Source organism: Streptomyces sp. NPDC033966, assembly GCF_055575955.1.
Genome location: NZ_JBVIRQ010000005.1, coordinates 445,028 through 469,899, shown reverse-complemented (window position 1 = coordinate 469,899; position 24,872 = coordinate 445,028). Strand labels below are relative to the sequence as shown.

The 24,872-nt window shown below is 70.4% G+C and carries 24 protein-coding genes and 2 tRNA genes; 16 read left to right on the top strand and 10 right to left on the bottom strand.

What is annotated here, in order from left to right:
* Positions 1-13 precede the first annotated feature (13 nt).
* From ACZ518_RS17430 to rpmH, 5 genes are read right to left on the bottom strand one after another with little or no spacing between them, the layout of a single operon-like run.
* Positions 14-526, bottom strand: coding sequence for a Jag family protein (locus ACZ518_RS17430; protein WP_469113886.1), 513 nt, complete (start codon positions 524-526; stop codon positions 14-16).
* Between the two features lie 14 nt (positions 527-540).
* On the bottom strand, positions 541-1,647 hold the full coding sequence (yidC, locus tag ACZ518_RS17425; RefSeq protein WP_469113885.1) for a membrane protein insertase YidC: 1,107 nt from the start codon (positions 1,645-1,647) through the stop codon (positions 541-543).
* Between the two features lie 3 nt (positions 1,648-1,650).
* The gene (gene yidD, locus ACZ518_RS17420; RefSeq protein ID WP_007265231.1) at positions 1,651-1,932 is read right to left on the bottom strand and encodes a membrane protein insertion efficiency factor YidD; all 282 of its coding nucleotides are present in this window, start codon (positions 1,930-1,932) and stop codon (positions 1,651-1,653) included.
* Positions 1,929-2,303: a ribonuclease P protein component gene (rnpA, locus tag ACZ518_RS17415; RefSeq protein ID WP_469113884.1), complete on the bottom strand. Its 375-nt coding sequence runs from the start codon at positions 2,301-2,303 to the stop codon at positions 1,929-1,931. The genes yidD and rnpA overlap by 4 nt, the downstream gene beginning before the upstream one ends.
* Before the next feature lie 21 nt (positions 2,304-2,324).
* A complete protein-coding gene (rpmH, locus tag ACZ518_RS17410; RefSeq protein WP_018547628.1) occupies positions 2,325-2,462 on the bottom strand; it encodes a 50S ribosomal protein L34 in 138 nt (45 codons plus the stop codon).
* Positions 2,463-2,821: 359 nt separating this feature from the next.
* On the opposite strand from rpmH, the gene dnaA reads away from it, so the two are divergent.
* The 11 genes from dnaA to ACZ518_RS17355 all read left to right on the top strand — a co-directional run bounded on the left by dnaA (position 2,822) and on the right by ACZ518_RS17355 (position 17,368).
* On the top strand, positions 2,822-4,594 hold the full coding sequence (dnaA, locus tag ACZ518_RS17405) for a chromosomal replication initiator protein DnaA (protein ID WP_469113883.1): 1,773 nt from the start codon (positions 2,822-2,824) through the stop codon (positions 4,592-4,594).
* An 864-nt stretch (positions 4,595-5,458) separates the two neighbouring features.
* Positions 5,459-6,589 (top strand): DNA polymerase III subunit beta, encoded by a 1,131-nt coding sequence (dnaN, locus tag ACZ518_RS17400; protein WP_007265226.1) that lies wholly within the window; start codon positions 5,459-5,461, stop codon positions 6,587-6,589.
* Positions 6,590-6,783: 194 nt separating this feature from the next.
* Positions 6,784-7,659: a phosphogluconate dehydrogenase (NAD(+)-dependent, decarboxylating) gene (gene gnd / locus ACZ518_RS17395; RefSeq protein ID WP_469113882.1), complete on the top strand. Its 876-nt coding sequence runs from the start codon at positions 6,784-6,786 to the stop codon at positions 7,657-7,659.
* 61 nt (positions 7,660-7,720) lie between these two features.
* Positions 7,721-8,857, top strand: a complete 1,137-nt coding sequence (gene recF, locus ACZ518_RS17390; RefSeq protein ID WP_469113881.1) for a DNA replication/repair protein RecF — start codon at positions 7,721-7,723, stop codon at positions 8,855-8,857.
* Positions 8,854-9,381 carry a DciA family protein gene (locus ACZ518_RS17385; RefSeq protein ID WP_469113880.1) on the top strand — a complete coding sequence of 176 codons (528 nt, stop codon included), beginning with the start codon at positions 8,854-8,856 and terminating at the stop codon, positions 9,379-9,381. Before recF ends, ACZ518_RS17385 begins: the two co-directional genes overlap by 4 nt.
* Positions 9,382-9,905: 524 nt before the next feature.
* Positions 9,906-11,927, top strand: coding sequence for a DNA topoisomerase (ATP-hydrolyzing) subunit B (gyrB, locus tag ACZ518_RS17380; protein ID WP_469114015.1), 2,022 nt, complete (start codon positions 9,906-9,908; stop codon positions 11,925-11,927).
* Between the two features lie 42 nt (positions 11,928-11,969).
* Complete coding sequence (gene gyrA, locus ACZ518_RS17375) at positions 11,970-14,591, top strand: DNA gyrase subunit A (RefSeq protein WP_469113879.1); 2,622 nt, start codon at positions 11,970-11,972, stop codon at positions 14,589-14,591.
* A gap of 3 nt (positions 14,592-14,594) precedes the next feature.
* On the top strand, positions 14,595-15,317 hold the full coding sequence (locus ACZ518_RS17370) for a DUF3566 domain-containing protein (protein ID WP_469113878.1): 723 nt from the start codon (positions 14,595-14,597) through the stop codon (positions 15,315-15,317).
* A gap of 118 nt (positions 15,318-15,435) precedes the next feature.
* Positions 15,436-15,509 (top strand) — tRNA-Ile (locus ACZ518_RS17365).
* Between the two features lie 143 nt (positions 15,510-15,652).
* Positions 15,653-15,787: a DLW-39 family protein gene (locus ACZ518_RS17360; RefSeq protein WP_208809277.1), complete on the top strand. Its 135-nt coding sequence runs from the start codon at positions 15,653-15,655 to the stop codon at positions 15,785-15,787.
* Positions 15,788-15,928: 141 nt separating this feature from the next.
* Positions 15,929-17,368, top strand: coding sequence for a hypothetical protein (locus ACZ518_RS17355; protein ID WP_469113877.1), 1,440 nt, complete (start codon positions 15,929-15,931; stop codon positions 17,366-17,368).
* Here the strand turns inward: ACZ518_RS17355 and ACZ518_RS17350 are convergent.
* Together ACZ518_RS17350 and ACZ518_RS17345 are read right to left on the bottom strand one after the other, a co-directional pair.
* Positions 17,313-18,479, bottom strand: coding sequence for a serine/threonine-protein kinase (locus ACZ518_RS17350; RefSeq protein ID WP_469113876.1), 1,167 nt, complete (start codon positions 18,477-18,479; stop codon positions 17,313-17,315). The genes ACZ518_RS17355 and ACZ518_RS17350 overlap by 56 nt on opposite strands.
* 30 nt (positions 18,480-18,509) lie before the next feature.
* Positions 18,510-19,058: a helix-turn-helix domain-containing protein gene (locus tag ACZ518_RS17345; RefSeq protein ID WP_469113875.1), complete on the bottom strand. Its 549-nt coding sequence runs from the start codon at positions 19,056-19,058 to the stop codon at positions 18,510-18,512.
* A gap of 161 nt (positions 19,059-19,219) precedes the next feature.
* On the opposite strand from ACZ518_RS17345, the gene ACZ518_RS17340 reads away from it, so the two are divergent.
* Positions 19,220-19,292 (top strand) — tRNA-Ala (locus ACZ518_RS17340).
* Between the two features lie 83 nt (positions 19,293-19,375).
* Here ACZ518_RS17340 and ACZ518_RS17335 read toward each other — a convergent pair.
* Positions 19,376-20,830: an MFS transporter gene (locus tag ACZ518_RS17335; protein WP_469113874.1), complete on the bottom strand. Its 1,455-nt coding sequence runs from the start codon at positions 20,828-20,830 to the stop codon at positions 19,376-19,378.
* Between the two features lie 95 nt (positions 20,831-20,925).
* Here ACZ518_RS17335 and ACZ518_RS17330 point away from each other — a divergent pair, with 95 nt between their 5' ends.
* Both ACZ518_RS17330 and ACZ518_RS17325 read left to right on the top strand, forming a co-directional pair.
* The gene (locus tag ACZ518_RS17330) at positions 20,926-21,408 is read left to right on the top strand and encodes a MarR family winged helix-turn-helix transcriptional regulator (protein WP_469113873.1); all 483 of its coding nucleotides are present in this window, start codon (positions 20,926-20,928) and stop codon (positions 21,406-21,408) included.
* Between the two features lie 110 nt (positions 21,409-21,518).
* Entirely contained in the window at positions 21,519-21,995 is a 477-nt protein-coding gene (locus ACZ518_RS17325) for a LysM peptidoglycan-binding domain-containing protein (protein WP_469113872.1), read from the top strand.
* 65 nt (positions 21,996-22,060) lie between these two features.
* Here ACZ518_RS17325 and ACZ518_RS17320 read toward each other — a convergent pair whose 3' ends face one another.
* Positions 22,061-22,744: a DUF5324 family protein gene (locus ACZ518_RS17320; RefSeq protein ID WP_469113871.1), complete on the bottom strand. Its 684-nt coding sequence runs from the start codon at positions 22,742-22,744 to the stop codon at positions 22,061-22,063.
* 175 nt (positions 22,745-22,919) lie between these two features.
* Here ACZ518_RS17320 and ACZ518_RS17315 point away from each other — a divergent pair, with 175 nt between their 5' ends.
* Both ACZ518_RS17315 and ACZ518_RS17310 read left to right on the top strand, forming a co-directional pair.
* Complete coding sequence (locus ACZ518_RS17315; protein ID WP_469114014.1) at positions 22,920-23,447, top strand: peptidylprolyl isomerase; 528 nt, start codon at positions 22,920-22,922, stop codon at positions 23,445-23,447.
* 106 nt (positions 23,448-23,553) lie between these two features.
* Entirely contained in the window at positions 23,554-24,426 is an 873-nt protein-coding gene (locus tag ACZ518_RS17310; RefSeq protein WP_469113870.1) for a rhomboid family intramembrane serine protease, read from the top strand.
* Positions 24,427-24,555: 129 nt separating this feature from the next.
* Here the strand turns inward: ACZ518_RS17310 and crgA are convergent, their stop codons facing one another.
* A complete protein-coding gene (gene crgA, locus ACZ518_RS17305; RefSeq protein WP_469113869.1) occupies positions 24,556-24,810 on the bottom strand; it encodes a cell division protein CrgA in 255 nt (84 codons plus the stop codon).
* Between the last annotated feature and the right edge of the window lie 62 nt (positions 24,811-24,872).

Below are 24,872 nucleotides of genomic sequence, written 5' to 3'. Positions count from 1 at the left end.
ACAACGTTCCCGGTCAGGCCGGGAGCACGACGACGAAGCGCTGCGGCTCCTCGCCCTCGGACTCGCTCTTCAGGCCGGCGGCCGCCACGGCGTCGTGGACGACCTTGCGCTCGAAGGGGGTCATCGGGGACAGCTTCAGCGGCTCGCCCGAGGCCTTCACGTCCGCGGCGGCCTTCGCGCCCAGCGCCGCCAGCTCCTCGCGCTTCTTCGCCCGGAAGCCCGCGATGTCCAGCATCAGACGGCTGCGGTCGCCGGTCTCCCGGTGCACGGCGAGGCGGGTCAGCTCCTGGAGGGCCTCCAGGACCTCTCCGTCACGGCCCACGAGCTTCTGCAGGTCGCGGCCGCCCGAGTCGCTGACGATCGACACCGCGGCGCGGTCCGCCTCGACGTCCATGTCGATGTCGCCGTCCAGGTCGGCGATGTCCAGCAGACCCTCAAGGTAGTCGGCCGCGATCTCACCCTCCTGCTCGAGGCGGGTCAGGGTGTCGCCACTCTCAGCGGCGGCGGTGGTGGTGCCTTCCGTCACGGGAGGGACTCCTTCTACTTCTTGGAGGGCTTGCTGGGGGGCGTCTGACGCTTCGACTTCGTCTGCCGCTTCGGCTGCTGCCGCTTCGTGGCGACACCGCCGCTCGCCGCGTCCGAGTCGGCCGTGGCATCAGAACTCTTGATCACGGAGCCGTCCGCCTGCGCGGCCATGCCCTGCTTCGTCAGCGCGGTGATGAACTTCCGCTCGTTGTCGTTGCGGTCCGGACCCTTGGCCACGATCGCCGCGACGATCTTCTTCTTGCCCCGGCCCTTGACGTCGCCATGGGTGCTGACGTGCTTCAGCAGACGGGTCAGGTACTGGTCCTGAGCCTTGCTGCCCGGCGTCGGGTTCTGGTTGATCACGTACATCTGCTGGCCCATGGTCCACACGTTGGTGGTCAGCCAGTAGACGAGGACACCGACGGGGAAGTTGATGCCCATGACCGCGAAGATCACCGGGAAGATGTACATGAGCATCTTCTGCTGCTGCATGAACGGCGTCTTGACCGAGAGGTCGACGTTCTTCTGCATCAGCTGGCGCTGCGTGTAGAACTGCGACAGCGACATCATGACGATCATGACCGCGGTCACGATGCGCACGTTGGTGATCGAGGCGTCCAGGGCCGCGACCTTCTCGGCGCTGTCCATGAACTTGGCGGCCAGCGGGGCGCCGAAGATGTGCGCCTGGCGGGCGCTCTCCAGCAGCGGCTGGTTGATCACGCCGATGGTCTTGCCGTTGGCGATGCTCGCGAGCACGTGGTACAGCGCGAAGAAGAACGGCGACTGCGCCAGGATGGGAAGGCACGAGGAGAGCGGGTTGGTACCCGTCTCCTTGTACAGCTTCATCATCTCTTCGGACTGACGCTGCTTGTCGTTCTTGTAGCGCTCCTGGATCGCCTTCATCTTCGGCTGGAGCGCCTGCATGCCACGCGTCGCCTTGATCTGCTTCACGAAGAGCGGGATCAGACAGATGCGGATCAGGATCACCAGGGACACGATGGACAGGCCCCAGGCCCATCCACTGTCCGCACCGAAGATCGCGCCGTAGACCTTGTGGAACTGGACGATGATCCACGACACGGGTGTGGTGATAAAGCTGAACAGACTGGCAATCGTGTCCACTAATCAGGCTCCTTGAGCATTGCGAGATCTACGCAACGCACTGCGCAGCTGCTCGTGCCAACGCGGGCGTTTCCGGGGTGGGACATGATCCACACCACCCGGGGACCACGGATTGCACCGCAGGATCCGCCAGGCGGTCAGAGCCGTCCCCTTCACCGCACCATGCCGGTCGATGGCCGTGAACCCGTAGTGCGAGCACGACGGGTAGTAGCGGCACACCGGCCCGAGCAGCGGACTGATCGTCCACTGGTACAGCTTGATCAAAGCGAGCAGCGGGTACTTCATCGAGCCACGCCTCCCAGCAGCCGCGCCAAGGCGGCGTCCAGGTCACGGGCCAGCTCGTCGACGCCGGCATCAGCGGCTCCGGGCAGGGCCCGCACCACCACCAGGCTACCGGCGGGCAGCCGGGCGAGCCGATCACGCATGAGATGGCGGAGCTGGCGCTTGACCCGGTTGCGGACGACAGCGATGCCGACAGCCTTGCTGACGACGAAACCCGCACGGGACGAGGGATCGACATCCCCCGGCCCGTGCGGGTCCGTTGCACCGCTTGTACGTAGGTGGACGACGAGGAGCGGGCGACCGGCCCGACGTCCTCGGCGCACCGCGCTCGCGAAGTCCTCGCGCCGCCTCAGCCGATTTTCGGGAGACAGCACGACGTCACGACCTGCGCGTTGTTACGCGGAAAGGGCGGCGCGGCCCTTGCTGCGACGGTTCGCGAGGATGGCGCGACCGGCACGGGTACGCATCCGAAGACGGAAGCCGTGGGTCTTGGCGCGGCGGCGGTTGTTCGGCTGGAAGGTGCGCTTGCTCACTCGGGGGCTCCAGAGAATGAATCGTTGTGGCGGTACATCGCCTGGCTGTCACCGTGCGCCCACGAGGAACTCGCGTGTTCGCCCGAGTGGACACCGCTAAATGATCACAATCAGTGACCTTCGCCCATCGGTAGGCAGGCGGCAGCAGCCATCGACAACTCGACCTCGTTACGGTACGCGCGGCTACGCCATCCGGTCAAACCGAGCGTCCCCTGCCCCACACTGTGCACAGGCTGTGGACAACGACTTGAACCCTACCCACCGGCCTGACTACCGTTGCCTGATCCCGGATTTTTTGTCCCGACCGTCCCAAAGAACCACACATTCGTGGGACCGGGACCTGTGAGAGAGCGTGCTCTGTGGCTGACGTACCTGCCGATCTTGCCGCAGTGTGGCCACGCGTGCTCGAGAAGCTGCTCGGGGAGGGCCAGCAGGGGATCGAGCCCAAGGACAAGCAGTGGGTGGAACGATGCCAGCCGCTGGCCCTCGTCGCCGACACCGCCCTGCTCGCCGTCCCCAACGAATGGGGCAAGCGGGTCCTGGAAGGCCGTCTCGCCCCGCTCATCAGCGACGCCCTGAGCCGCGAGTGCGGCCGCCCGATCCGGATCGCGATCACCGTGGACGACTCCGCGGGCGAGGCCGCGCCGCCGGCCCCGAGCTCCCCCTCCCCGCGCGAGGGCTACGAGCCGTACGGCGGCCAGCGCCCCGGCGCCGGCCCCGGCGAGGAGCAGCTCCCCACCGCGCGCCCGGCCTACCCGGAGTACCAGCAGCCGCGCCAGGAGCCCGGCTCCTGGCCCCGCGGCGGCCAGGACGAGTACGGCTGGCAGCAGCAGCGCCTCGGCGGCTTCCCCGAGCGGGACCCCTACGCCACCCCGCAGCCCGGCTACCTCCAGCAGTCCGAGCCCGGCGGCTACGACCAGGGCGGCTACGAGCCCCAGAAGTACGAATCCCAGAAGTACGAACCCCAGCCGTACGAGCCCCAGTCCTACGAGCCGCAGCAGTACGAGCAGCCGGCCCCGCGCCCCGCGCCCGGCCGGCCGACGCCCGCGCCTCCGCCGTCGGCACCCTCCGGCGGCTCCACCTCGGGCCCGCTGGAGCCGACCGCCCGTCTGAACCCCAAGTACCTCTTCGACACCTTCGTCATCGGCGCCTCCAACCGCTTCGCGCACGCCGCCGCGGTGGCCGTCGCCGAGGCGCCGGCGAAGGCGTACAACCCCCTCTTCGTCTACGGGGAGTCGGGGCTCGGCAAGACGCACCTGCTGCACGCCATCGGGCACTACGCGCGGAGCCTCTACCCCGGCACGCGCGTGCGGTACGTGAGCTCGGAGGAGTTCACCAACGAGTTCATCAACTCCATCCGCGACGGCAAGGGCGACGCCTTCCGCAAGCGGTACCGCGAGATGGACATCCTGCTCGTCGACGACATCCAGTTCCTCGCGAGCAAGGAGTCGACCCAGGAGGAGTTCTTCCACACCTTCAACACGCTCCACAACGCCAACAAGCAGATCGTCCTCTCCTCCGACCGGCCGCCCAAGCAGCTCGTCACCCTGGAGGACCGGCTCCGCAACCGCTTCGAGTGGGGCCTGATCACCGACGTCCAGCCCCCCGAGCTGGAGACCCGGATCGCGATCCTGCGCAAGAAGGCCGTCCAGGAGCAGCTCAACGCCCCGCCGGAGGTACTGGAGTTCATCGCCTCCCGCATCTCGCGCAACATCCGCGAGCTGGAGGGGGCGCTGATCCGGGTCACCGCCTTCGCGAGCCTGAACCGGCAGCCGGTGGACCTCGGGCTCACCGAGGACGTCCTCAAGAACCTGATCCCGGGCGGCGAGGACAGCGCGCCCGAGATCACCGCCTCCGACATCATGGCGGCCACCGCCGACTACTTCGGGCTCACCGTGGACGACCTGTGCGGCTCCTCGCGCAGCCGGGTCCTCGTCACCGCCCGGCAGATCGCCATGTACCTGTGCCGGGAGCTCACCGACCTGTCGCTGCCGAAGATCGGGGCCCAGTTCGGCGGGCGGGACCACACCACCGTCATGCACGCGGACCGCAAGATCCGCGCCCTGATGGCGGAACGGCGCTCGATCTACAACCAGGTCACGGAGCTCACCAACCGCATCAAGAACGGCTGAGGCGGGCCCCGCGGGGGCCGGCTGGCGGTCCCTCAAACCTCACGACAGGGCGCTTCCGGATCGAACCGGGGGCGCCCTTCTTCGTCCGTGCGCTCCTGCTCTGTTCGAATGCGCCCCCGGGAGGGCCCGTCATCCACAGATTCCACGGTTTTCTTCCGTCCACAGCCTGAGGACAGTCCCCATCGCCCACAATCTGTCCACAGGGGTGCCTGTTGAGGGGCCATCAGGGCAGGTCAGACCCCTGTGGAATTGTGAGCAAGCGTCATCCACAGCCTGTGGACAGAAAAATCATCCACAGGCTCATCCACTCCTCTGTCCACCGCCGACTCACAGGTTCCCGCATCCTGTGCACAGGTTCCCGACGGTTCTCCACACCGTTGTCCACTGTTCGGCAACGGCACACCCCCCGTCACCGCCCCGAGTGAAAGCGGTCACACGGATGTCGACGTTTGCTCTGTGGACTTCTGGGGAAAAGCTGGGGACACACCTGTGGAGTAGTGAGGGTCACCTGGGGACGACCTGTGCAGAACTTTCCGTTCTCCACAGAGACCCCGGGTTGTCCACCGGTCCCACCCACAGGCTGTGGGGATAAAAAACGTGGGCTGACCTGCGAGAACGGGCTTATCCACCGTTTCCACAGGCCCTACTACTACCCCCATGGAGAGTTAGGCCGGTTTCGGTTTTCAAGCGGGTCCTGTGCACAACTCGCCGCTCGGCCGTCCCGGCTCCTCGCTCCCGACTTGACCGCCAGCCGCGACGACTGTCGGCGCCGTACGTCAGACTGGTCCCCGGCATCGGTCGAGGCATCGACGGGCCGACGACGAAGGCCGGCAGACGAGCGAGCAACAGCAGGAGGCGGTTCCGGTGAAGATCCGGGTGGAGCGCGACGTACTCGCGGAGGCGGTGGCCTGGGCTGCACGCAGCCTCCCGGCCCGGCCGCCCGTGCCCGTGCTCGCGGGCCTGCTGCTGAAGGCCGAGGAGGGCACCCTGTCCCTCTCCGGCTTCGACTACGAGGTCTCGGCCCGCGTCTCCGTCGAGGCGGACGTGGAGGAGGACGGCACCGTCCTCGTCTCCGGCCGGCTCCTCGCCGACATCTGCCGCGCCCTCCCCAACCGCCCGGTCGAGATTTCCACAGACGGTGTACGGGCGACCGTGGTCTGCGGCTCCTCGCGGTTCACACTCCACACCCTGCCTGTGGAGGAGTACCCGGCGCTCCCGCAGATGCCGACCGCGACCGGCACCGTGCCCGGCGAGGTCTTCGCCTCCGCCGCCGCGCAGGTCGCCATCGCCGCCGGCCGCGACGACACGCTGCCCGTGCTCACCGGCGTCCGCATCGAGATCGAGGGCGACCGCGTCACCCTGGCCTCCACCGACCGCTACCGCTTCGCGGTCCGCGAGTTCCTGTGGAAGCCGGAGAACCCGGAGGCCTCGGCCGTGGCCCTGGTGCCCGCCAAGACCCTCCTGGACACCGCCAAGTCCCTCACCAGCGGCGACACCGTCACCCTGGCGCTCTCCGGCTCCGGCCAGGGCGAGGGCCTCATCGGCTTCGAGGGCGCGGGCCGCCGCACCACCACCCGGCTGCTCGAAGGCGACCTGCCGAAATACCGCACCCTCTTCCCGACGGAGTTCAACTCCGTCGCCGTGATCGAGACCGCCCCGTTCGTCGAGGCCGTCAAGCGCGTGGCCCTGGTCGCCGAGCGCAACACCCCGGTCCGCCTCAGCTTCGAGCAGGGCGTGCTGATCCTGGAAGCGGGTTCCAGCGACGATGCACAGGCTGTGGAGCGCGTCGACGCCAACCTCGAGGGCGACGACATCTCGATCGCCTTCAACCCCACCTTCCTGCTGGACGGCCTGAGCGCCATCGACTCGCCCGCCGCCCAGCTCAGCTTCACCACGTCCACCAAGCCCGCGCTGCTCAGCGGCCGGCCGGCGGTCGACGCGGAGGCCGACGAGGCCTACAAGTACCTGATCATGCCGGTCCGCCTCTCCGGCTGACCCGCTCCCGCCGTACGCCGGCACCGGGCCCGGTCTCGCAGCCGCGAGTGCCGGGCCCGGCGCCGTCCGGAGCGGCCCGACGCCATGGCCCGGCGTAGGCTCGGACCCGGCGGGCGACCCAGGGAAACGACCGGAACCCACCGGTACCGGGGAAGCCCCGTACAGACGGCCCCAACGCTTAAGGAACCCACCTGATGGAGCTCGGTCTCGTCGGTCTCGGCAAGATGGGCGGCAACATGCGCGAGCGCATCCGCCGCGCAGGCCACACCGTCATCGGATACGACCGCAATCCGGACCTCGCCGATGTCCACAGCCTGCAGGAGCTTGTGGACAGCCTGCAGTCCCCCCGCGTCGTGTGGGTGATGGTCCCGGCGGGGGCGGCGACGCAGTCCACCGTCGACGAGCTGGCCGAGCTGCTCTCCCCCGGCGACATCGTCGTCGACGGCGGCAACTCGCGCTGGACCGACGACGAGAAGCACGCCGAGGAACTGAAGGCCAAGGGCATCGGCTTCGTCGACTGCGGCGTCTCCGGCGGCGTCTGGGGCCTGGAGAACGGCTACGCGCTGATGTACGGCGGCGACGAGAAGGACGTCGCCGTGGTCCAGCCGATCTTCGACGCCCTCAAGCCCGAGGGCGACTTCGGCTCCGTGCACGCCGGCAAGGTCGGCGCGGGCCACTTCGCGAAGATGGTCCACAACGGCATCGAGTACGCCATGATGCAGGCCTACGCCGAGGGCTGGGAGCTCCTGGAGAAGGTCGACTCGGTCACCGACGTCCGCGAGGTCTTCCGGTCCTGGCAGGAGGGCACGGTCATCCGTTCCTGGCTGCTGGACCTCGCCGTCAACGCGCTGGACGAGGACGAGCACCTGAACCAGCTCAAGGGCTTCGCCCAGGACTCGGGCGAGGGCCGCTGGACCGTCGAGGCGGCCATCGACAACGCCGTCCCGCTGCCGGCGATCACCGCCTCGCTGTTCGCCCGGTTCGCGTCCCGCCAGGACGACTCGCCGCAGATGAAGATGATCGCCGCGCTGCGCAACCAGTTCGGCGGCCACGCGGTCGAGAAGAAGTAAGCGCACCAGAGCACCACAGCACCACAGAGCACAGCAGGAAGCCGGGGGAGGTCGGCGCCGTATGCATGTCTCGCATCTCTCGTTGGCCGACTTCCGCTCGTACGCCCGGGCCGAGGTTCCCCTCGCCCCGGGCGTCACGGCTTTCGTGGGCCCGAACGGCCAGGGCAAGACGAACCTCGTCGAGGCCATCGGCTACCTGGCCACCCTGGGCAGCCACCGCGTCTCCTCCGACGCCCCGCTCGTCCGCATGGGCGCCGACCGGGCGATCATCCGGGCCGCCGTCACCCAGGGCGAACGGCAGCAGCTGGTCGAGCTCGAACTGAACCCGGGCCGCGCCAACCGCGCCCGGATCAACCGGTCCTCGCAGGTCAGACCCCGCGACGTGCTGGGGATCGTACGCACCGTGCTGTTCGCCCCGGAGGACCTCGCCCTGGTCAAGGGCGACCCCGGAGAGCGGCGCCGCTTCCTCGACGAGCTGGTGACGGCCCGGTCCCCGCGGATGGCGGCGGTCCGCTCCGACTACGAGCGCGTCCTCAAGCAGCGCAACACCCTCCTGAAGTCCGCCGCGATGGCCCGCCGCCACGGCGGCCGCTCCATGGACCTCTCCACCCTCGACGTCTGGGACCAGCACCTCGCGCGCGCCGGCGCCGAGCTCCTCGCCCAGCGCCTCGACCTGATCGCCACCCTGCTGCCGCTCGCCGACAAGGCGTACGAGCAGCTCGCGCCCGGCGGCGGCCCGCTCGGGCTCGCGTACAGGTCCTCCGCCGGAGACCCGGTCGACAGCGGCGCGGCCCGCACCCGCGAGGAGCTCTGCGAGGTCCTGCTCGGCACCCTGTCCGAGGTCCGCAAGCAGGAGATCGAGCGCGGGGTGACCCTGGCCGGCCCGCACCGCGACGACCTCCTGCTGCGCCTGGGCGAACTCCCCGCGAAGGGGTACGCAAGCCACGGCGAGTCCTGGTCGTACGCGCTGGCCCTGCGCCTGGCCTCGTACGAGCTGCTGCGCTCGGAGGGGGCGGAGCCGGTGCTGATCCTGGACGACGTCTTCGCGGAGCTGGACGCGCGCCGGCGCGAGCGGCTGGCGGAACTGGTGGCCGGCGGCGAACAGGTGCTGGTGACGGCGGCGGTCGACGATGACGTTCCGGGCGTGCTGACGGGCACGCGCTTCGGGGTGTCCGGCGGTGAGGTGACCCGGCTGTGAACGACGGCGAGCGGCACGAGCGCAAGACTCCGGAGCCCTCCGGGGTGGACCTGGCGCGCCAGGCCCTCGCGGCCGCGCGCGAGCAGGCCCGCGCGCGGGGCAACGCGGTGGGCGGGAAGAAGCGCCAGCAGCAGCCCGGGCTGCGTTCGGGGGCCCGCGCCGACGGCCGGGACCCGATGCCGCTGATGGCGGCCCTGGACCGGCTGCGCACCGAGCGCGGCTGGGAGATGCCGATCGCGGTCGCCGGGGTGATGGAGCGCTGGGCGGAGATCGTCGGCCCGGAGATCGCGGCGCACTGTGAACCGGAGCGCTACGAGGAGCGTGAACTCCTCGTACGGTGCGATTCCTCGGCGTGGGCCGCGCAGCTGAAGCTGCTGGCCCCGCAGCTGGTGGCGCGGCTGAACGCGGAGCTCGGACAGGGCACGGTCCGGCTGATCAAGGTGCAGGGCCCCGGCGGCCGCCCCAAGCGGTACGGCCCGTGGCGGGCCCCGGGCAGCACCGGGCCCGGCGACACCTACGGCTGACCGGTTCCGGCCCCCCCGGCCGGTTCCACGACCGTACGTGTTCCGGCCAGCGGCGACGGCCTGCGACGGCCCGCGGCGACGGCCCGCGACGGCCGGCGACAGCCTCGGCGCCGGCCGGCGGCGGCCGGCGGCGGCCCGGGGGCCGGCCGGCGGCGGCCCGGGGTCGGGCCGGGGAAGAGGCCCGCGCGGCCCTCGCGGAGTGCCCCGCGGCGGCCCGGTCGGAGCGCCCGGGCGGGGCCGGCGCGGGTGGCGTCCCTCACGGTAGTGGAAGGTTGACAGGCCGAAGCGCTGGACGCCCGCGTGAGCCTCTTTGAGCCCCTCCCCGAATATGGGGAGTCTCGGAGAGGAGGTTCAGGGCGGCACATGCGGACTCAGGCACCGGCAAACCCCCATTCATGTCAGTGGTACCGGTAGACTGGAAGCAATCCCGCCCGATCCGCGGGAGACAGCACGACAACGCAGACAACGCAGATCGACGCGGCCGCTCCCGCCGGCGCACACGCTGGTCCGGAGTACGGGCTGCGCTGTGCCAGAAAGGGCGCTTCGTGGCCGATTCCGGCGACTCCAACGAGAAGAATTACGACGCCAGTGCGATCCAGGTCCTCGAGGGCCTGGACGCAGTGCGCAAGCGGCCGGGTATGTACATCGGCTCGACCGGTGAGCGAGGTCTGCACCACCTCGTGCAGGAGGTCGTCGACAACTCGGTCGACGAGGCCATGGCCGGGCACGCTGACACGATCGACGTCACGATCCTCGCCGACGGCGGCGTCAGGGTGGTCGACAACGGCCGCGGCATCCCGGTCGGCATCGTGCCGTCCGAGGGCAAGCCGGCCGTCGAGGTCGTCCTGACCGTCCTGCACGCGGGCGGCAAGTTCGGCGGCGGCGGCTACGCCGTGTCCGGCGGTCTGCACGGTGTGGGCGTCTCCGTCGTGAACGCCCTGTCGACCAAGGTCGCGGTCGAGGTCAAGACGGACGGCTACCGCTGGACCCAGGACTACAAGCTCGGTGTGCCGACGGCCCCGCTGGCCAGGAACGAGGAGACCGCCGAGCACGGCACGTCGGTGACGTTCTGGGCCGACGGCGACATCTTCGAGACCACCGAGTACTCCTTCGAGACGCTGTCGCGGCGCTTCCAGGAGATGGCCTTCCTCAACAAGGGCCTGACCCTGACGCTGACCGACGAGCGCGAGTCGGCGAAGGCCACGGCGGACGCCGACAACCCCGACGCGGACGCGCAGGAGCCCAAGGCGCGCACGGTCAAGTACCACTACGAGGGCGGCATCGTCGACTTCGTGACGTACCTGAACTCGCGCAAGGGCGAGCTGATCCACCCCACCGTCATCGACGTCGAGGCCGAGGACAAGGAGCGCATGCTCTCGGTCGAGATCGCGATGCAGTGGAACTCGCAGTACACCGAGGGCGTCTACTCCTTCGCGAACACGATCCACACGCACGAGGGCGGCACCCACGAGGAGGGCTTCCGCGCGGCGCTGACCGGCCTGGTCAACCGCTACGCGCGCGACAAGAAGCTGCTCCGCGAGAAGGACGACAACCTCGCCGGCGAGGACATCCGCGAGGGTCTGACGGCGATCATCTCGGTCAAGCTGGGCGAGCCCCAGTTCGAGGGCCAGACGAAGACCAAGCTGGGCAACACGGAGGCCAAGACCTTCGTGCAGAAGGTCGTCCACGAGCACCTGAACGACTGGTTCGACCGCAACCCGGTCGAGGCCGCGGACATCGTCCGCAAGTCCATCCAGGCGGCCACGGCCCGCGTCGCGGCCCGCAAGGCCCGCGACCTGACCCGCCGCAAGGGCCTGCTGGAGAGCGCCTCGCTGCCGGGCAAGCTGTCCGACTGCCAGTCGAACGACCCGACCAAGTGCGAGATCTTCATCGTCGAGGGTGACTCCGCCGGCGGCTCCGCGAAGTCCGGCCGCAACCCGATGTACCAGGCCATCCTGCCCATCCGCGGCAAGATCCTGAACGTCGAGAAGGCCCGGATCGACAAGATCCTCCAGAACACCGAGGTCCAGGCGCTGATCAGCGCCTTCGGCACCGGTGTGCACGAGGACTTCGACATCGAGAAGCTCCGCTACCACAAGATCATCCTGATGGCGGACGCCGACGTCGACGGCCAGCACATCAACACCCTGCTGCTGACCTTCCTGTTCCGCTTCATGCGCCCGCTGGTCGAGGCCGGTCACGTGTACCTGTCCCGTCCGCCGCTCTACAAGATCAAGTGGGGCCGCGACGACTTCGAGTACGCGTACTCGGACCGCGAGCGCGACGCCCTGGTCGAGCTCGGCAAGCAGAACGGCAAGCGCATCCGCGAGGACTCGATCCAGCGCTTCAAGGGTCTGGGCGAGATGAACGCCGAGGAACTGCGCGTCACCACCATGGACGTGGACCACCGCGTGCTCGGCCAGGTCACGCTCGACGACGCGGCGCAGGCCGACGACCTGTTCTCGGTGCTGATGGGTGAGGACGTCGAGGCGCGGCGCTCCTTCATCCAGCGCAACGCCAAGGACGTCCGCTTCCTCGACATCTGAGTCGGCCCGACGCTGACCGCCCGAAAGGACTTCTGACCGGCAATGGCCGACGAAACCACCCAACCCGCAAAGAACGCAGAGAACGCAGCGGAGGAGCAGCCCGTGCTGCGCATCGAGCCCGTCGGGCTCGAGACGGAGATGCAGCGCTCCTACCTCGACTACGCGATGTCCGTCATCGTCTCCCGCGCGCTGCCCGACGTACGGGACGGCCTCAAGCCCGTCCACCGTCGTGTGCTGTACGCGATGTACGACGGCGGCTACCGGCCCGAGAAGGGCTTCTACAAGTGCGCCCGCGTCGTCGGCGACGTCATGGGCACCTACCACCCGCACGGTGACTCCTCGATCTACGACGCCCTGGTCCGCCTGGCCCAGCCGTGGTCGATGCGCATGCCGCTGGTGGACAGCAACGGCAACTTCGGCTCCCCGGGCAACGACCCGGCCGCCGCGATGCGCTACACCGAGTGCAAGCTGATGCCGCTGGCCATGGAGATGCTCCGGGACATCGACGAGGAGACCGTCGACTTCACGGACAACTACGACGGCCGCAACCAGGAGCCGACGGTCCTGCCGGCGCGCTTCCCGAACCTGCTGGTCAACGGCAGCGCCGGTATCGCCGTCGGTATGGCCACCAACATCCCGCCGCACAACCTGCGCGAGGTCGCGGCCGGCGCCCAGTGGGCGCTGGAGCACCCGGAGGCCTCCCACGAGGAGCTCCTCGACGCGCTCCTGGAGCGGATCAAGGGTCCCGACTTCCCCTCGGGCGCCCTGGTCGTGGGCCGCAAGGGCATCGAGGAGGCGTACCGCACCGGTCGCGGCTCCATCACGATGCGCGCCGTGGTGGAGGTCGAGGAGATCCAGAACCGCCAGTGCCTGGTGGTCACGGAGCTGCCGTACCAGACCAACCCGGACAACCTGGCGCAGAAGATCGCCGACCTGGTCAAGGACGGCAAGATCGGCGGCATCGCCGACGTCCGCGACGAGACGTCCTCCCGGACGGGCCAGCGCCTGGTGATCGTGCTCAAGCGCGACGCCGTGGCCAAGGTCGTGCTGAACAACCTGTACAAGCACACCGACCTGCAGACGAACTTCGGCGCGAACATGCTGGCGCTGGTGGACGGGGTGCCGCGCACCCTGTCGATCGACGCGTTCATCCGCCACTGGGTGCAGCACCAGATCGAGGTCATCGTCCGGCGCACGCGCTTCCGTCTGCGCAAGGCGGAGGAGCGGGCCCACATCCTGCGCGGCCTGCTCAAGGCGCTGGACGCGATCGACGAGGTCATCGCCCTCATCCGGCGCAGCAACACGGTCGAGATCGCGCGCGAGGGCCTGATGGGCCTGCTGGAGATCGACGAGATCCAGGCCAACGCGATCCTCGAGATGCAGCTGCGCCGCCTCGCGGCCCTGGAGCGCCAGAAGATCGTCGCCGAGCACGACGAGCTCCAGGCGAAGATCAACGAGTACAACGCGATCCTGGCCTCGCCGGAGAAGCAGCGCTCGATCGTCAGCGAGGAGCTGGCCGCGCTCGTCGAGAAGTTCGGCGACGACCGCCGCTCCAAGCTGGTGCCCTTCGACGGCGACATGTCCATGGAGGACCTGATCGCCGAAGAGGACATCGTCGTCACCATCACGCACGGCGGCTACGTCAAGCGCACCAAGACCGAGGACTACCGCTCGCAGAAGCGGGGCGGCAAGGGCGTCCGCGGTACGAAGCTGAAGCAGGACGACCTGGTCGACCACTTCTTCGTCTCCACCACGCACCACTGGCTGCTGTTCTTCACGAACAAGGGCCGTGTCTACCGGTCCAAGGCGTACGAGCTCCCGGACGCCGGCCGTGACGCGCGCGGGCAGCACGTGGCGAACCTGATGGCCTTCCAGCCGGACGAGAAGATCGCCCAGATCCTCGCGATCCGCGACTACGAGGCGGCGCCCTACCTGATCCTGGCCACCAAGGGCGGCCTGGTGAAGAAGACGGCGCTGAAGGACTACGACTCCCCGCGTTCGGGCGGCGTCATCGCGATCAACCTCCGGGAGACGGAGGACGGCAGCGACGACGAGCTGATCGGCGCCGAGCTGGTCTCCTCCGAGGACGACCTGCTGCTCATCAGCAAGAAGGCGCAGTCGATCCGCTTCACGGCGACCGACGAGGCGCTGCGTCCGATGGGCCGTGCCACTTCCGGTGTGAAGGGCATGAGCTTCCGCGAGGGTGACGAACTGCTCTCGATGAGCGTTGTCCGGCCGGGTACGTTCGTCTTCACCGCCACCGACGGCGGCTACGCGAAGCGGACGGCGGTGGACGAGTACCGGGTCCAGGGCCGTGGCGGTCTGGGCATCAAGGCGGCGAAGATCGTCGAGGACCGCGGTTCGCTGGTCGGCGCGTTGGTGGTCGACGAGACGGATGAGATCCTCGCCATCACGCTCGGCGGTGGTGTGATCCGTACGCGCGTCAACGAAGTCAGGGAGACCGGCCGTGACACCATGGGCGTCCAGCTGATCAACCTGGGCAAGCGCGATGCCGTGGTCGGCATCGCTCGTAACGCCGAGGCCGGTCAGGAAGCTGACGAGGCCGACGAGATCGAGTCAGAGATCGAGGCCGCGGCGGCCGACGCACCGGCCGCCGGGGCGGCCGAGGGCACGGAGCCCTCGGTCGGGGAGCACGAGGAGTAAGTCGTGAGTGGAGCCACGGGCGCCGGACCGGCCAAGACTGGAGCGAACGGTGCCCGTGGCCCCGCCGCGGACTCCCAGGGGGGAACCGTGACGGACACCCGAGAACCGGAACCCAAGCCGAAGGCGCAGACCAAGACGCAGTCCAAGGCGAAGGACCCGGTCAAGGACCAGGCCACCAAGGACCAGCCCGCCGCCGAGGAGGTCAAGGAGCAGCCCAAGGAGCAGCCCAAGGCCCAGGCCAAGGACCAGGCCAAGGGGCAGGCCAGGCAGCCCCAGAAGCCTCCGCAGGCCTACGCGGCGCCCACGGGCCCGGGTGCGCAGCGCGGGCCCGTCCCGGGGGTCCGTACGGCCCCCAGGACGCGCAAGGCGCGGCTGCGGGTGGCGAAGGCCGACCCGTGGTCCGTGATGAAGGTCAGCTTCCTGCTGTCGATCGCGCTGGGCCTGTGCACCGTCGTCGCGGCGGCGGTGCTGTGGATGGTCATGGACGCCATGGGCATCTTCTCGACCGTCGGCGGCACCATCAGCGAGGCGACCGGCTCGAACGAGGGCAACGGGTTCGACCTCCAGTCGTTCCTGTCGCTGCCGCGCGTGCTGACCTTCACGTCCGTGATCGCGGTGATCGACGTGGTGCTGATGACCGCGCTGGCGACGCTGGGTTCGTTCATCTACAACCTGTCGGCGGGCTTCGTGGGCGGCGTGGAGCTCACGCTGGCCGAGGACGAATGACCCGCTGACTGACCTGCGGGAAAGCCCCACGACGGTGACGTCAGGGGCTCCGCCCCGGGGGATTTGGGTTCCACTGCGTCTGTGCGCTAATCTTCAGGAGTCAGCGCGCAGGCGCGGCGGGGCTATAGCTCAGTTGGTTAGAGCGCATCCCTGATAAGGATGAGGCCACAGGTTCAAATCCTGTTAGCCCCACAGAGTCGAAGACCCCCAGGCCCAGCCTGGGGGTCTTCTTCGTTGGGCCGTCCGGGGGAGTCCCAGGTAACCGATCGGTATCGGTCGGTGTGTATTGTTGGCGGCCAGAAGTCCCCAACGTCTACGAAAGACGAGGTCGCGCCGTGAAGAAGCTGCTCCTGGTCGCCCTGGCCGCCATCGGCGGGCTCCTCGTGTACCGCCAGATCCAGGCGGACCGTGCCGAGCAGGACCTGTGGACGGAGGCAACCGACTCCGTGCCCTCTGGTTCCGGTGTGTGAGCCCCACGATTGATTCCATGAAGCCCCGGCTGCCGCTGCTGCCGGGGCTTCGTGCTGTTCCGGGGGCGGGTGCCGGTTCGCCGGCGAGAAGTTCGGTTACGCAAAGATTCAGGTTGCTTTAGCGAATTCGGGGTGGGTGTGATGGATCGGGTGCGCCGGACGCGCCGGACGATGCTGGCCGGGGCGGCGGCCCTGGGCCTGCTGGCCTGGCCGGCATGGTTCCCCGGGGCGGCGTACGCGGCCCCGGCCGCCGGGCCGTCGGGAGGGCCGTCGGCAGTTTCCTCCGGGCCGGGCGGGGCCCTGCCGGAGTACCGGCGGGCGGACGGCGCCAAGCCGGTGCGGGGCGCGCCCTCGACGGCCGAGGCCCCGCTGCTGGAGGCCGGCACGCCCTACGAGGACACCCTCGCCCCCGGCGAGCGGGTCTACCGGCTCGGCCTCGACGACGCCTCCACCGTCTACGTCTCCGCCGTGCTGCGGCCGCCCGCCGGTGCCAAGGTCGGCTACGGGGACGACCTGGAGGTCGAGGTCATGACCAGCGGCGGCCGGGCCTGCCCCCACAACCCCGGCCGGGCCTCCTTCGGTTACGACCCCGTCCCGCTCGGCGCGGTGGGCCAGCGGCGGCTGGCGGAGGACGCCGAGTGCCAGAGCGCGGGCACGTACTACGCGAAGGTCACCCGGACCGCGGGCAAGGACTCCGACCGGGCGGGGTGGCCGGTGGAACTCCTCGTCATGCGCGAGCCGGCCCCGGCCGCCGGCACCGCCCCCACCGCCGCGCCCAGCGTCTGGCCCTCGGCCTCCCCGACCCTGCCGGGCGCGGACCCGGTGGCCCGTAGCGGAGGCACCGGCTTCAACGACGCGCGCGCCCTGGACTCCGGGGTGTGGCGGGACGACCTGAGGCCCGGCCAGACCCGGTTCTACCGGGTGCCCCTGGACTGGGGGCAGCAGCTGGGGATCGGGGCCGAGGTGGCCAAGGCCCGGATGACCAAGGACTTCGGCTCCGCCTCCAACGGGCTCACCGTCTCGCTGTACAGCCCGTACCGGGGGCTCGTGGATGCCAAGGACACCTCCTACGACGGGAAGCAGGCGGCCGTGACGCTGCCGAAGACCGCGCCGGTGGCGTACGAGAATCGTTTCTCCAGCGCCAACGAGGTACAGCCGGTCCGGCTCGCGGGCTGGTACTACATCGCCGTCACCCTGGGCGCGAAGGTCGGGGAGTTCACCGAGGACGCGACGCCGGTGCCGCTCACGCTGCGGATGGACGTGACCGGCGGCCCGGCCAAGGCCCCGGGGTACAAGGAGAGCCTGGCCGCCGCCGGGTTCGGGGTCCGCGACGCCGACCGGGCCGCCGCGAAGGAGGGGCTCACCGCTCCGGAGGCGGCGGCCGCGCGGGAGGACGCCTCGGCGATGCGGGTAGTGGCCGGGGCCGGCTTCGGGACGGGGACGGTACTGCTGCTCGTGCTCGGGGGCTGGATCCTGCTGGCCCGCCGGGGCGGGGCCCGGTCCGCCCTGATCCGCCGGACAGGCCCTAGAGCTGCGTCAGGGCCCAGACGCCGACCGCGAAGCACAGCAGGGCCGCGGTGAGGATGCCGGCGGTGACCTTCGCCGGGGGCGGGGCGATCCCGCCGGACCGGGCCGCCCGCGGCGCCGGGGGCGCGGCCTGCGGGGCGGTGACGGACGCGGCCGGTGCGGGGCCGGCGGTGGCGGTGGGCGGGGCCAGGTGGAAACCGCTCGTGTCCGGGGCCGCGGCGGGCCCCGCGGGACCGTACGCGGCCGACGGCGGCCCGAAACCCACCGGCGGTGCGGCTGCGGCGATTTCAGGCCCCTGCGGGCCGAAACCCTCCGGAAGCGGACCGAGTTGGTCGAACACCTCCACCGGCTCCTCGCCCGAGGCGGGTGCCGGCAGCAACTGGGCGGCCTCACCAAGGGCCTTGCGCGCCCCTGTGGCGGTCCGGAAGCGGCTGTCGGGGTCCGGGTGCAGGAGGTTCGAGATCACGTCCCACAGGGGCGCGGGGACGCCTTCCGGGGTGTCGGGGGTGCCGTACGCCCGGAAGTGCTCCACCAGCGCACGCGAGTCGGGCTTGGTCCCCCGCAGCAGGTACAGGGCGACCAGGCCGACGGCGAAGAGGTCGGCGGGGAAATCGGGCTCGGCGCCCGCCAGTTGTTCCGGGGCGAAGTAGCCGGGCGTGCCGACGACGTAGTCGGTCTCGGTGAGCCGGGGCTCGCCCTTGCGCATGGAGATCCCGAAGTCGGACAGCCGCAGGTGCGGCCGCCCGGTTCCGGTGGCCTCCATCAGGATGTTGGCCGGTTTGATGTCGCGGTGGACGACGCCCTCCGCGTGCACCGCCGCCAGCCCCGACAGGAGCTGGTCGAGCAGTACGCACACGAAGCGGGGCGGCAGCGGCCCGTAGTCCGCGATCACGTGGGCCAGGGAGCCGCCGGCGACGAGGTCCATGGTGAACAGGACCTTGTCGTCGTCCGCCGCCCAGCTGGCGGGGGCCAGGACGTGCGGGTGGTCGATGCGCAGTGCCTGCTCGCGCACGAACCGCAGGAGCATGTGGGCATCGCCCTGGAGGAGCACCTTCGCGGCGACGTACCTGCGGCGGCGCTGGTCCCAGGCCCGCCAGACGGCGCCCGCACCGCCCCGCCCGATCGGATCGACCAGCTCGTACCGGCCGGCGAAGACCTCACCCATTGCTGCGCCCGCCCCCCTCACCCGCGTGTGTCAGTTCTGGTGGGCCTCGTAGTGGGACACCGCCTCGGAGGTGCGGCCCGCCCCGTAGACCCGGAGGAACTCTGCCAGTTCCGGGTGGGTGGGGGCGAGGCTGTCCGCCGCCTCGATGATGTCGCCGGCCGCGGCGACCGAGCGCAGCAGCGACTGGATCTCGCGGACGACGCGCTTGACGGTGGGGGCGCCGGAGCCGGTGCTGGTCTGGGTGCTGTTGCTGAGGACGGAGCCGCCCTGGGTGTTCTTGATCTCGTCCATCCGGTCGGTGGCCTCGCCGGCGCTGACGCTGCCGTCGGCCACCTGGCCCGCGAGGTCCTGGAGGGCCTGGACCCGCTGGACCACGGCCGGGTTGCCGATCTTGGCGCGCTGCCCGCTCATCAGCTGGGACAGCATCGGCGCCGAAAGCCCGAGCACGGCAGCGAGGCGGGCCTGGTTGAGACCGAGGTCATCTATGAGCCGACGGAACAGCGCGCCGAGCGGCTCCCCGTACCAACTGCGCTGGAGTTCCCGGGCTCTGGCCGTGGCCTCCTGCTGTACTGCGTCCACTCTTCCTACTCCCCTTCGCTGGTGCGAACCTCGCGAGCATCTTACGGAGCGTGGTCGCGGGGCGGGAGTCCCTATCATTTTGCGGGATGCGGGGGTGCACCGGGTACTCTGTCCTGCGGAACGGACGCTCCTTCCCGGGGGTCGTACGCGTCCAGTTGCTCGGGGCCTTAGCTCAGTTGGTAGAGCGCTGCCTTTGCAAGGCAGATGTCAGGAGTTCGAATCTCCTAGGCTCCACTTCGAGAAGACCCCCTGACCAGCGGAAACGCTGGCCAGGGGGTCTTTTTTCGTGGGGGCGGCGCCGGTGTCCGGGGGCGCCTTCAGCGGGAGCGCGGGGCGCGCGGGAGGAAGGCCGCGACGGCGGTGGCCGCCAGCAGCAGGCCGGCGCCGGTGGCGAAGGCCAGGTGGTAGCCGGAGGTGAGGGCCTCGGGCCGGGCGGTCCCGGCGGCCGTCAGGGCTTCGGTGCGCGCGGCGGCGAGGGTGGACAGGACGGCGACGCCGAGGGCCATGCCGATCTGCTGCGTGGTGTTGAACAGGCCCGAGGCAAGCCCGGCGTCCCGCTCGTCGGCGCCCGACATCCCCAGGGTGGTGAGCGCGGGCAGGGCCAGGCCGAAGCCGGAGGCCAGCAGCATCACGGGCAGCAGGTCGGTGACGTAGTCGGCCCGTACCGGGAGGCGGGTGAGCAGGGCGAGGCCGGCGACCAGCAGGGCGAGGCCGGTGAGCAGGACGCGGCGCTCGCCGAAGCGGGCGATCAGCTTCGCCGCGCCGCCGAGGGAGATCCCGCCGATGGCCAGGGCGGCCGGCAGCATCGCGAGGCCGGTCTCGGCGGCCCCGTAGCCCTGGACCTGCTGGAGGTGGAGGGCCACCAGGACCTGGAAGGAGAACAGCGCGGCCACCATCAGCACCTGGACCAGGTTGGCGGCGGCCACGGTGCGCGAGCGGAGGATCCGCAGCGGCATCAGCGGGGTGCGGGCCTTGGCCTGGCGCAGGGCGAAGGCGGCGATCAGGGCCAGGGAGAGCGCCCCGAGGCCGAGGGTGTGCGCGGAGGTCCAGCCGTGCTCCTCGACGCGTACGACGGCGTAGATCCCGGTCATCAGCCCGGCGGTGACGAGTACGGCGCCCGGTACGTCGGCACCGGCGCGCAGGCCGAGCCCCCGGTCGGCGGGGAGCGCGGGCAGGGCGGCCAGCAGGGCGGCGATGCCGATGGGCAGGTTGATGAAGAAGATCCAGTGCCAGTCGAGGGCGTCGGTGAGGACCCCGCCGAGCACCTGCCCGAGGGAGGCCCCGGCCGCTCCGGTGAAGGAGAACACGGCGATGGCCCTGGCGCGTTCGCGGTTCCCGGGGAAGAGGGTGACGAGGATCCCCAGGCTGACGGCGGAGGCCATGGCGCTGCCCACGCCCTGGAGGAAGCGGGCGGCTGTGAGCAGGGCGGGGGATCCGGCGAATCCGGCGAGCAGGGAGGCGGCCGTGAAGACGGCGGTGCCCGCGAGGAACATGCGCCTGCGGCCGATCAGGTCGCCGAGCCGGCCGGCGAGGAGCAGCAGGCTGGCGAAGGCGATCAGGTAGGCGTTGACGACCCAGCTGAGGCCGGTGGGGCTGAAGCCCAGGTCGTCCTGGATGGCCGGCATGGCCACCGTGACGATGCTGCCGTCGAGGACGGTCATCAGCATGCCCGTCGAGAGCACGGCGAGGGCGGTCCGGCGCGAGCGCGGGCCGCGGGCCGGAGCGGCCGGAGCGGCCGTCGCGGCGGGGGATTCCGTAACTGCGGTGGTCATGGGTCTCTCCGGTCGTCGGCGGGCAACTGATACGACCGTAGCAGATGGTTTCGTTGCAGACTATTTTCTTCGGATCGAATTGTTAGGCTGGTCCCATGACTGCGATGGGATCCACCCGGACCGAGCCCGACCTGTCCTTCCTCCTGGACCGCACCAGCCACGTCCTGCGCACCCGGATGGCCGCGGCCCTCGGTGAGATCGGGCTGACCGCACGCATGCACTGCGTCCTCGTGCACGCGCAGGAGGCGGAACGCACCCAGGCCCAGCTCGCCGAGATCGGCGACATGGACAAGACGACGATGGTCGTCACCGTCGACGCCCTGGAGAAGGCCGGGCTGGCCGAGCGCCGGCCCTCCACCAAGGACCGGCGGGCCCGGATCATCGCGGTCACCGAGAAGGGGGCCGCCGTCTCCGTGGAGAGCCGGCGGATCGTCGACGGGGTCCACGCCGAAGCCCTCGCCGACCTCGCCGAGGAGGACCGCGACTGCCTGCTGCGGGTCCTCGGCCGGCTCGCCGAGGGGCCCCTGGCCGTGCCCGCCGAGACCCCCCGCCCGGCCCGGCGCGCCCGCCGCCAGTAGCCGCGGGGGTCCCCCGTACGGACCAGTCACCCGGCCGTACGGCTGACGGTGGACGACAGTGGGGGGAGGCAATGAGGCCAGGGGGCAACAGCACGCCGGAGGCGCACGCAATGGGACTCTTCGATTTCCTGAAGTCGGACAAGAAGAAGGAACACGAGGCCGCGGAGAAGGCGAAGCGGGAGACGGAACGGCGGGGGCCGAAGACGGGCTCCGACATGGGCTCCAAGTACGCGGACTCCTACGCGGACGCCGCCTCCGCCACCAAGGCGGCCGCCGAGCGGATGGCCGCCGCCGCTCCGCCCAAGGCGGCGGCGCCGCCGGTGTCCAAGCCCATGGCGCCCGCCACGCCGAGCCCCACCTCGGCGGCGCACAAGGCCGTCCCGGTGCCGCCGAAGCAGGCGCCGCAGGCGCCGGCCGCCAAGAAGCGCACGTACACCGTCAAGCCCGGCGACTCGCTCTCCGCGATCGCCCGCCGCGAGCTCGGCAACGAGGCCCGCTGGCGCGAGCTCTACGCCATGAACCGGGGCGTGGTCGGCTCCAACCCGGACCTCATCCGGCCGGGGATGGTGCTGACCCTGCCGAGCTAGGGCACGCGTGCACGAGGGGCCCGGATCCGCGCGTGGATCCGGGCCCCTCGTGCGCGCGGTGCGCGTCAGGCGTTCTTGCCGCCGTTCGACTCGCTTTCCTTCTCCGCCAGTTCGTCGTCGAAGCTGGCCGGGGCGGTGTCCTGCGCGGACAGCTCGGTGGCCGCCGGGGGCTCCACCAGCCAGTCCGGGTTCGACTGCTGGTCCCACCACTTCCACGCCGCGTAGGCGCCGCCCGCCAGGAGCCCGACCAGCGCGGCCCCCTTCACCCAGCGGCCGCACCGCGCCTTGCGCTCGTGCCGCCGTACCAGGCGCTGCACTTCCTTCGCCGACACCTGGCCGCGCAGCGCCGCGAGGGCCGCTGTCGACCGGGACGCGGCCTCCTCGGCCACCGGCCGGCTCGCCGCGAGCGCGCTCTCGAACCGGGGCGCCGTGTAGTCGGCCGCCTGGCGCGCGGCGAGGCGGGTCTGGTGGACGGCCTTCACCGCGGCCCGGTCCACGTTCGGGGGCACGTGCGTGCGCGCCGCCCGCATCCTCGGATGAAGGTGGTTGTCGTACGCGGCGCGCGCGTGCACCGAGGCCTGGCAGGCAGCCTGGGAGACCTTGGGCGCCAGCCGCTCGTTCGCCTCGTGCGCGTAGTGTGCGGCGGCGTCCCTGGCGGTCTCTGCGTACGGCGCCACCACTTCCGCTGCGTGCTTCACGGCGTCCCTGGCGTTCTCGGCGGCCAGGCGCACGCTGTCCTTGCGGGTCACGGGATCCTCCTCCTTGGTGGCGGACACAGTTCACCTTTCCACCCTTTGTCGGATCATGCCTGCCATAGCGCTGCCCGCGCATGCACGACAGGGCATACGGGTGGAGGATTTCCGCGGCCTTCCGCCCTCCGTGGGAGGATCGGGGCCGACAGTGATGACTATGGAAGGCAGATCCGTGGCCGAGAAGCTCTACGCCACCCTGAAGACCAACCACGGCGACATCGAGATCGAGCTGCTGGAGAACTTCGCTCCCAAGACCGTCCGCAACTTCGTGGAGCTCGCCACCGGCAAGCGTGAGTGGACCCGCCCCACGGACGGCCAGAAGACCACGGCCCCGCTCTACGACGGCACCGTCTTCCACCGCGTCATCAGCGGGTTCATGATCCAGGGCGGCGACCCGCTCGGCAACGGCACCGGCGGCCCCGGCTACCAGTTCGCCGACGAGTTCCACCCCGACCTGGCCTTCACCAAGCCCTACCTGCTGGCCATGGCCAACGCCGGCCCGGGCACGAACGGCTCGCAGTTCTTCATCACGGTCGCCCCCACGGCCTGGCTGACCCGCAAGCACAGCATCTTCGGCGAGGTCACCGACGCGGCCAGCCGCAAGGTCGTCGACGCCATCGCCTCCGGCGCCACCAACCCGCGCACCGAGCGGCCGCTCGACGACGTGATCATCCAGTCGGTCTCCGTCGAGCGCCGCTGACCGCGGAAACGGCGGGGCGGGAACCTTCGGGGCCCGCCCGTCCGTACTCGATGTGTACCGGACCGGCGGGGCGCGGGCCCCGTCACGCCGCCGATCGAGGGGACCGATGGACACCGACCGTCTGCCGGGCTGCTACCGCCACCCGGACCGCGACACGGGGATCAGCTGCACCCGCTGCGAGCGGCCCATCTGCCCGGAGTGCATGATCAGCGCTTCGGTGGGCTTCCAGTGCCCCGAGTGCGTCCGGGGCGGCTCCGGTACCGGGCACTCCCCCACGGCCAACGCCCCGCGCACCGTCGCGGGCGGGCTGGTGGCCGCCGACCCCCAGCTCGTCACCAAGATCCTCATCGGGATCAACGCGGCGGTGTTCCTGGCCGTCCTGGCGATGCCCGGGCTGGCCGTGAGCCTGGAGCTGCTCGGCCGCTACGTGGAGTACTACGGTGCACCCGTGGAGGGGATCTCCACGGGGCAGTACCACCGGCTGCTGACCTCGGTGTTCCTGCACGTCGAGTGGTGGCACATCTTCGGCAACATGCTCGCCCTGTGGGTGATCGGCGGTCCGCTGGAGGCGGCCCTGGGCCGCACCCGCTACCTGGCGCTCTACCTGCTGTCCGGGCTGGGCGGCAGCGCCCTCGTCTATCTGCTGACCGCGCCGAACACCCCGACCCTCGGCGCCTCCGGCGCCGTCTGCGGCCTGCTCGGCGCCACCGTGGTCCTCGCCCGCCGGCTCCGCTACGAGATGCGGCCGGTGCTGGTCACGCTCGTGCTGATGCTGCTGGTGACCTTCGTGCCGTTCGGCGGGCTGTCGGTGTCCTGGCAGGCGCACATCGGCGGCCTGGTCACCGGCGCCCTGGTCGCGCTGGGCCTGCTCGTGCCCGCCGCGGGCCGCAAGCGGACGTTCGTCCAGACGGCGGCCTGCGCGGCGGTGTTCCTGCTGGCCGTGGCGGTGGTCATCGTCCGGACGGCCGAACTCACCTGATCACACCGGCGTCAACTCTCCACAGAGTTATCCACAGATCTTCTGTCTTTTCCTCAGGTGTGGATGACGCTGTGGATAACTCATGGGGAGAGCTTGCGCCGCTCGGCTATCCGGGTATAGAGCCCGGTGCTACTTCCACTGGGTGGAGACGCCGAAACCGGCCGCGATGAAGCCGAAGCCGACCACGATGTTCCAGTTGCCCAGTGCCTCCACCGGCATCTGGGTGTCGGTCACGTAGAAGACCACGATCCACGCGAGGCCGATGAGGAAGAAGGCCAGCATGACCGGGGCGACCCAGCTGCGGTTCGTCAGCCTGATCGCCTGCGCCTGCTTCGCCGGCGGCGGCGTGTAGTCGTCCTTCTTGCGGGTACGTGACTTCGGCACGAGGGGCTCTCCTGTCGATGCGCTGGGGACCTTGCCTGCCCCGGGCGTCCGTTAGCGTAGTG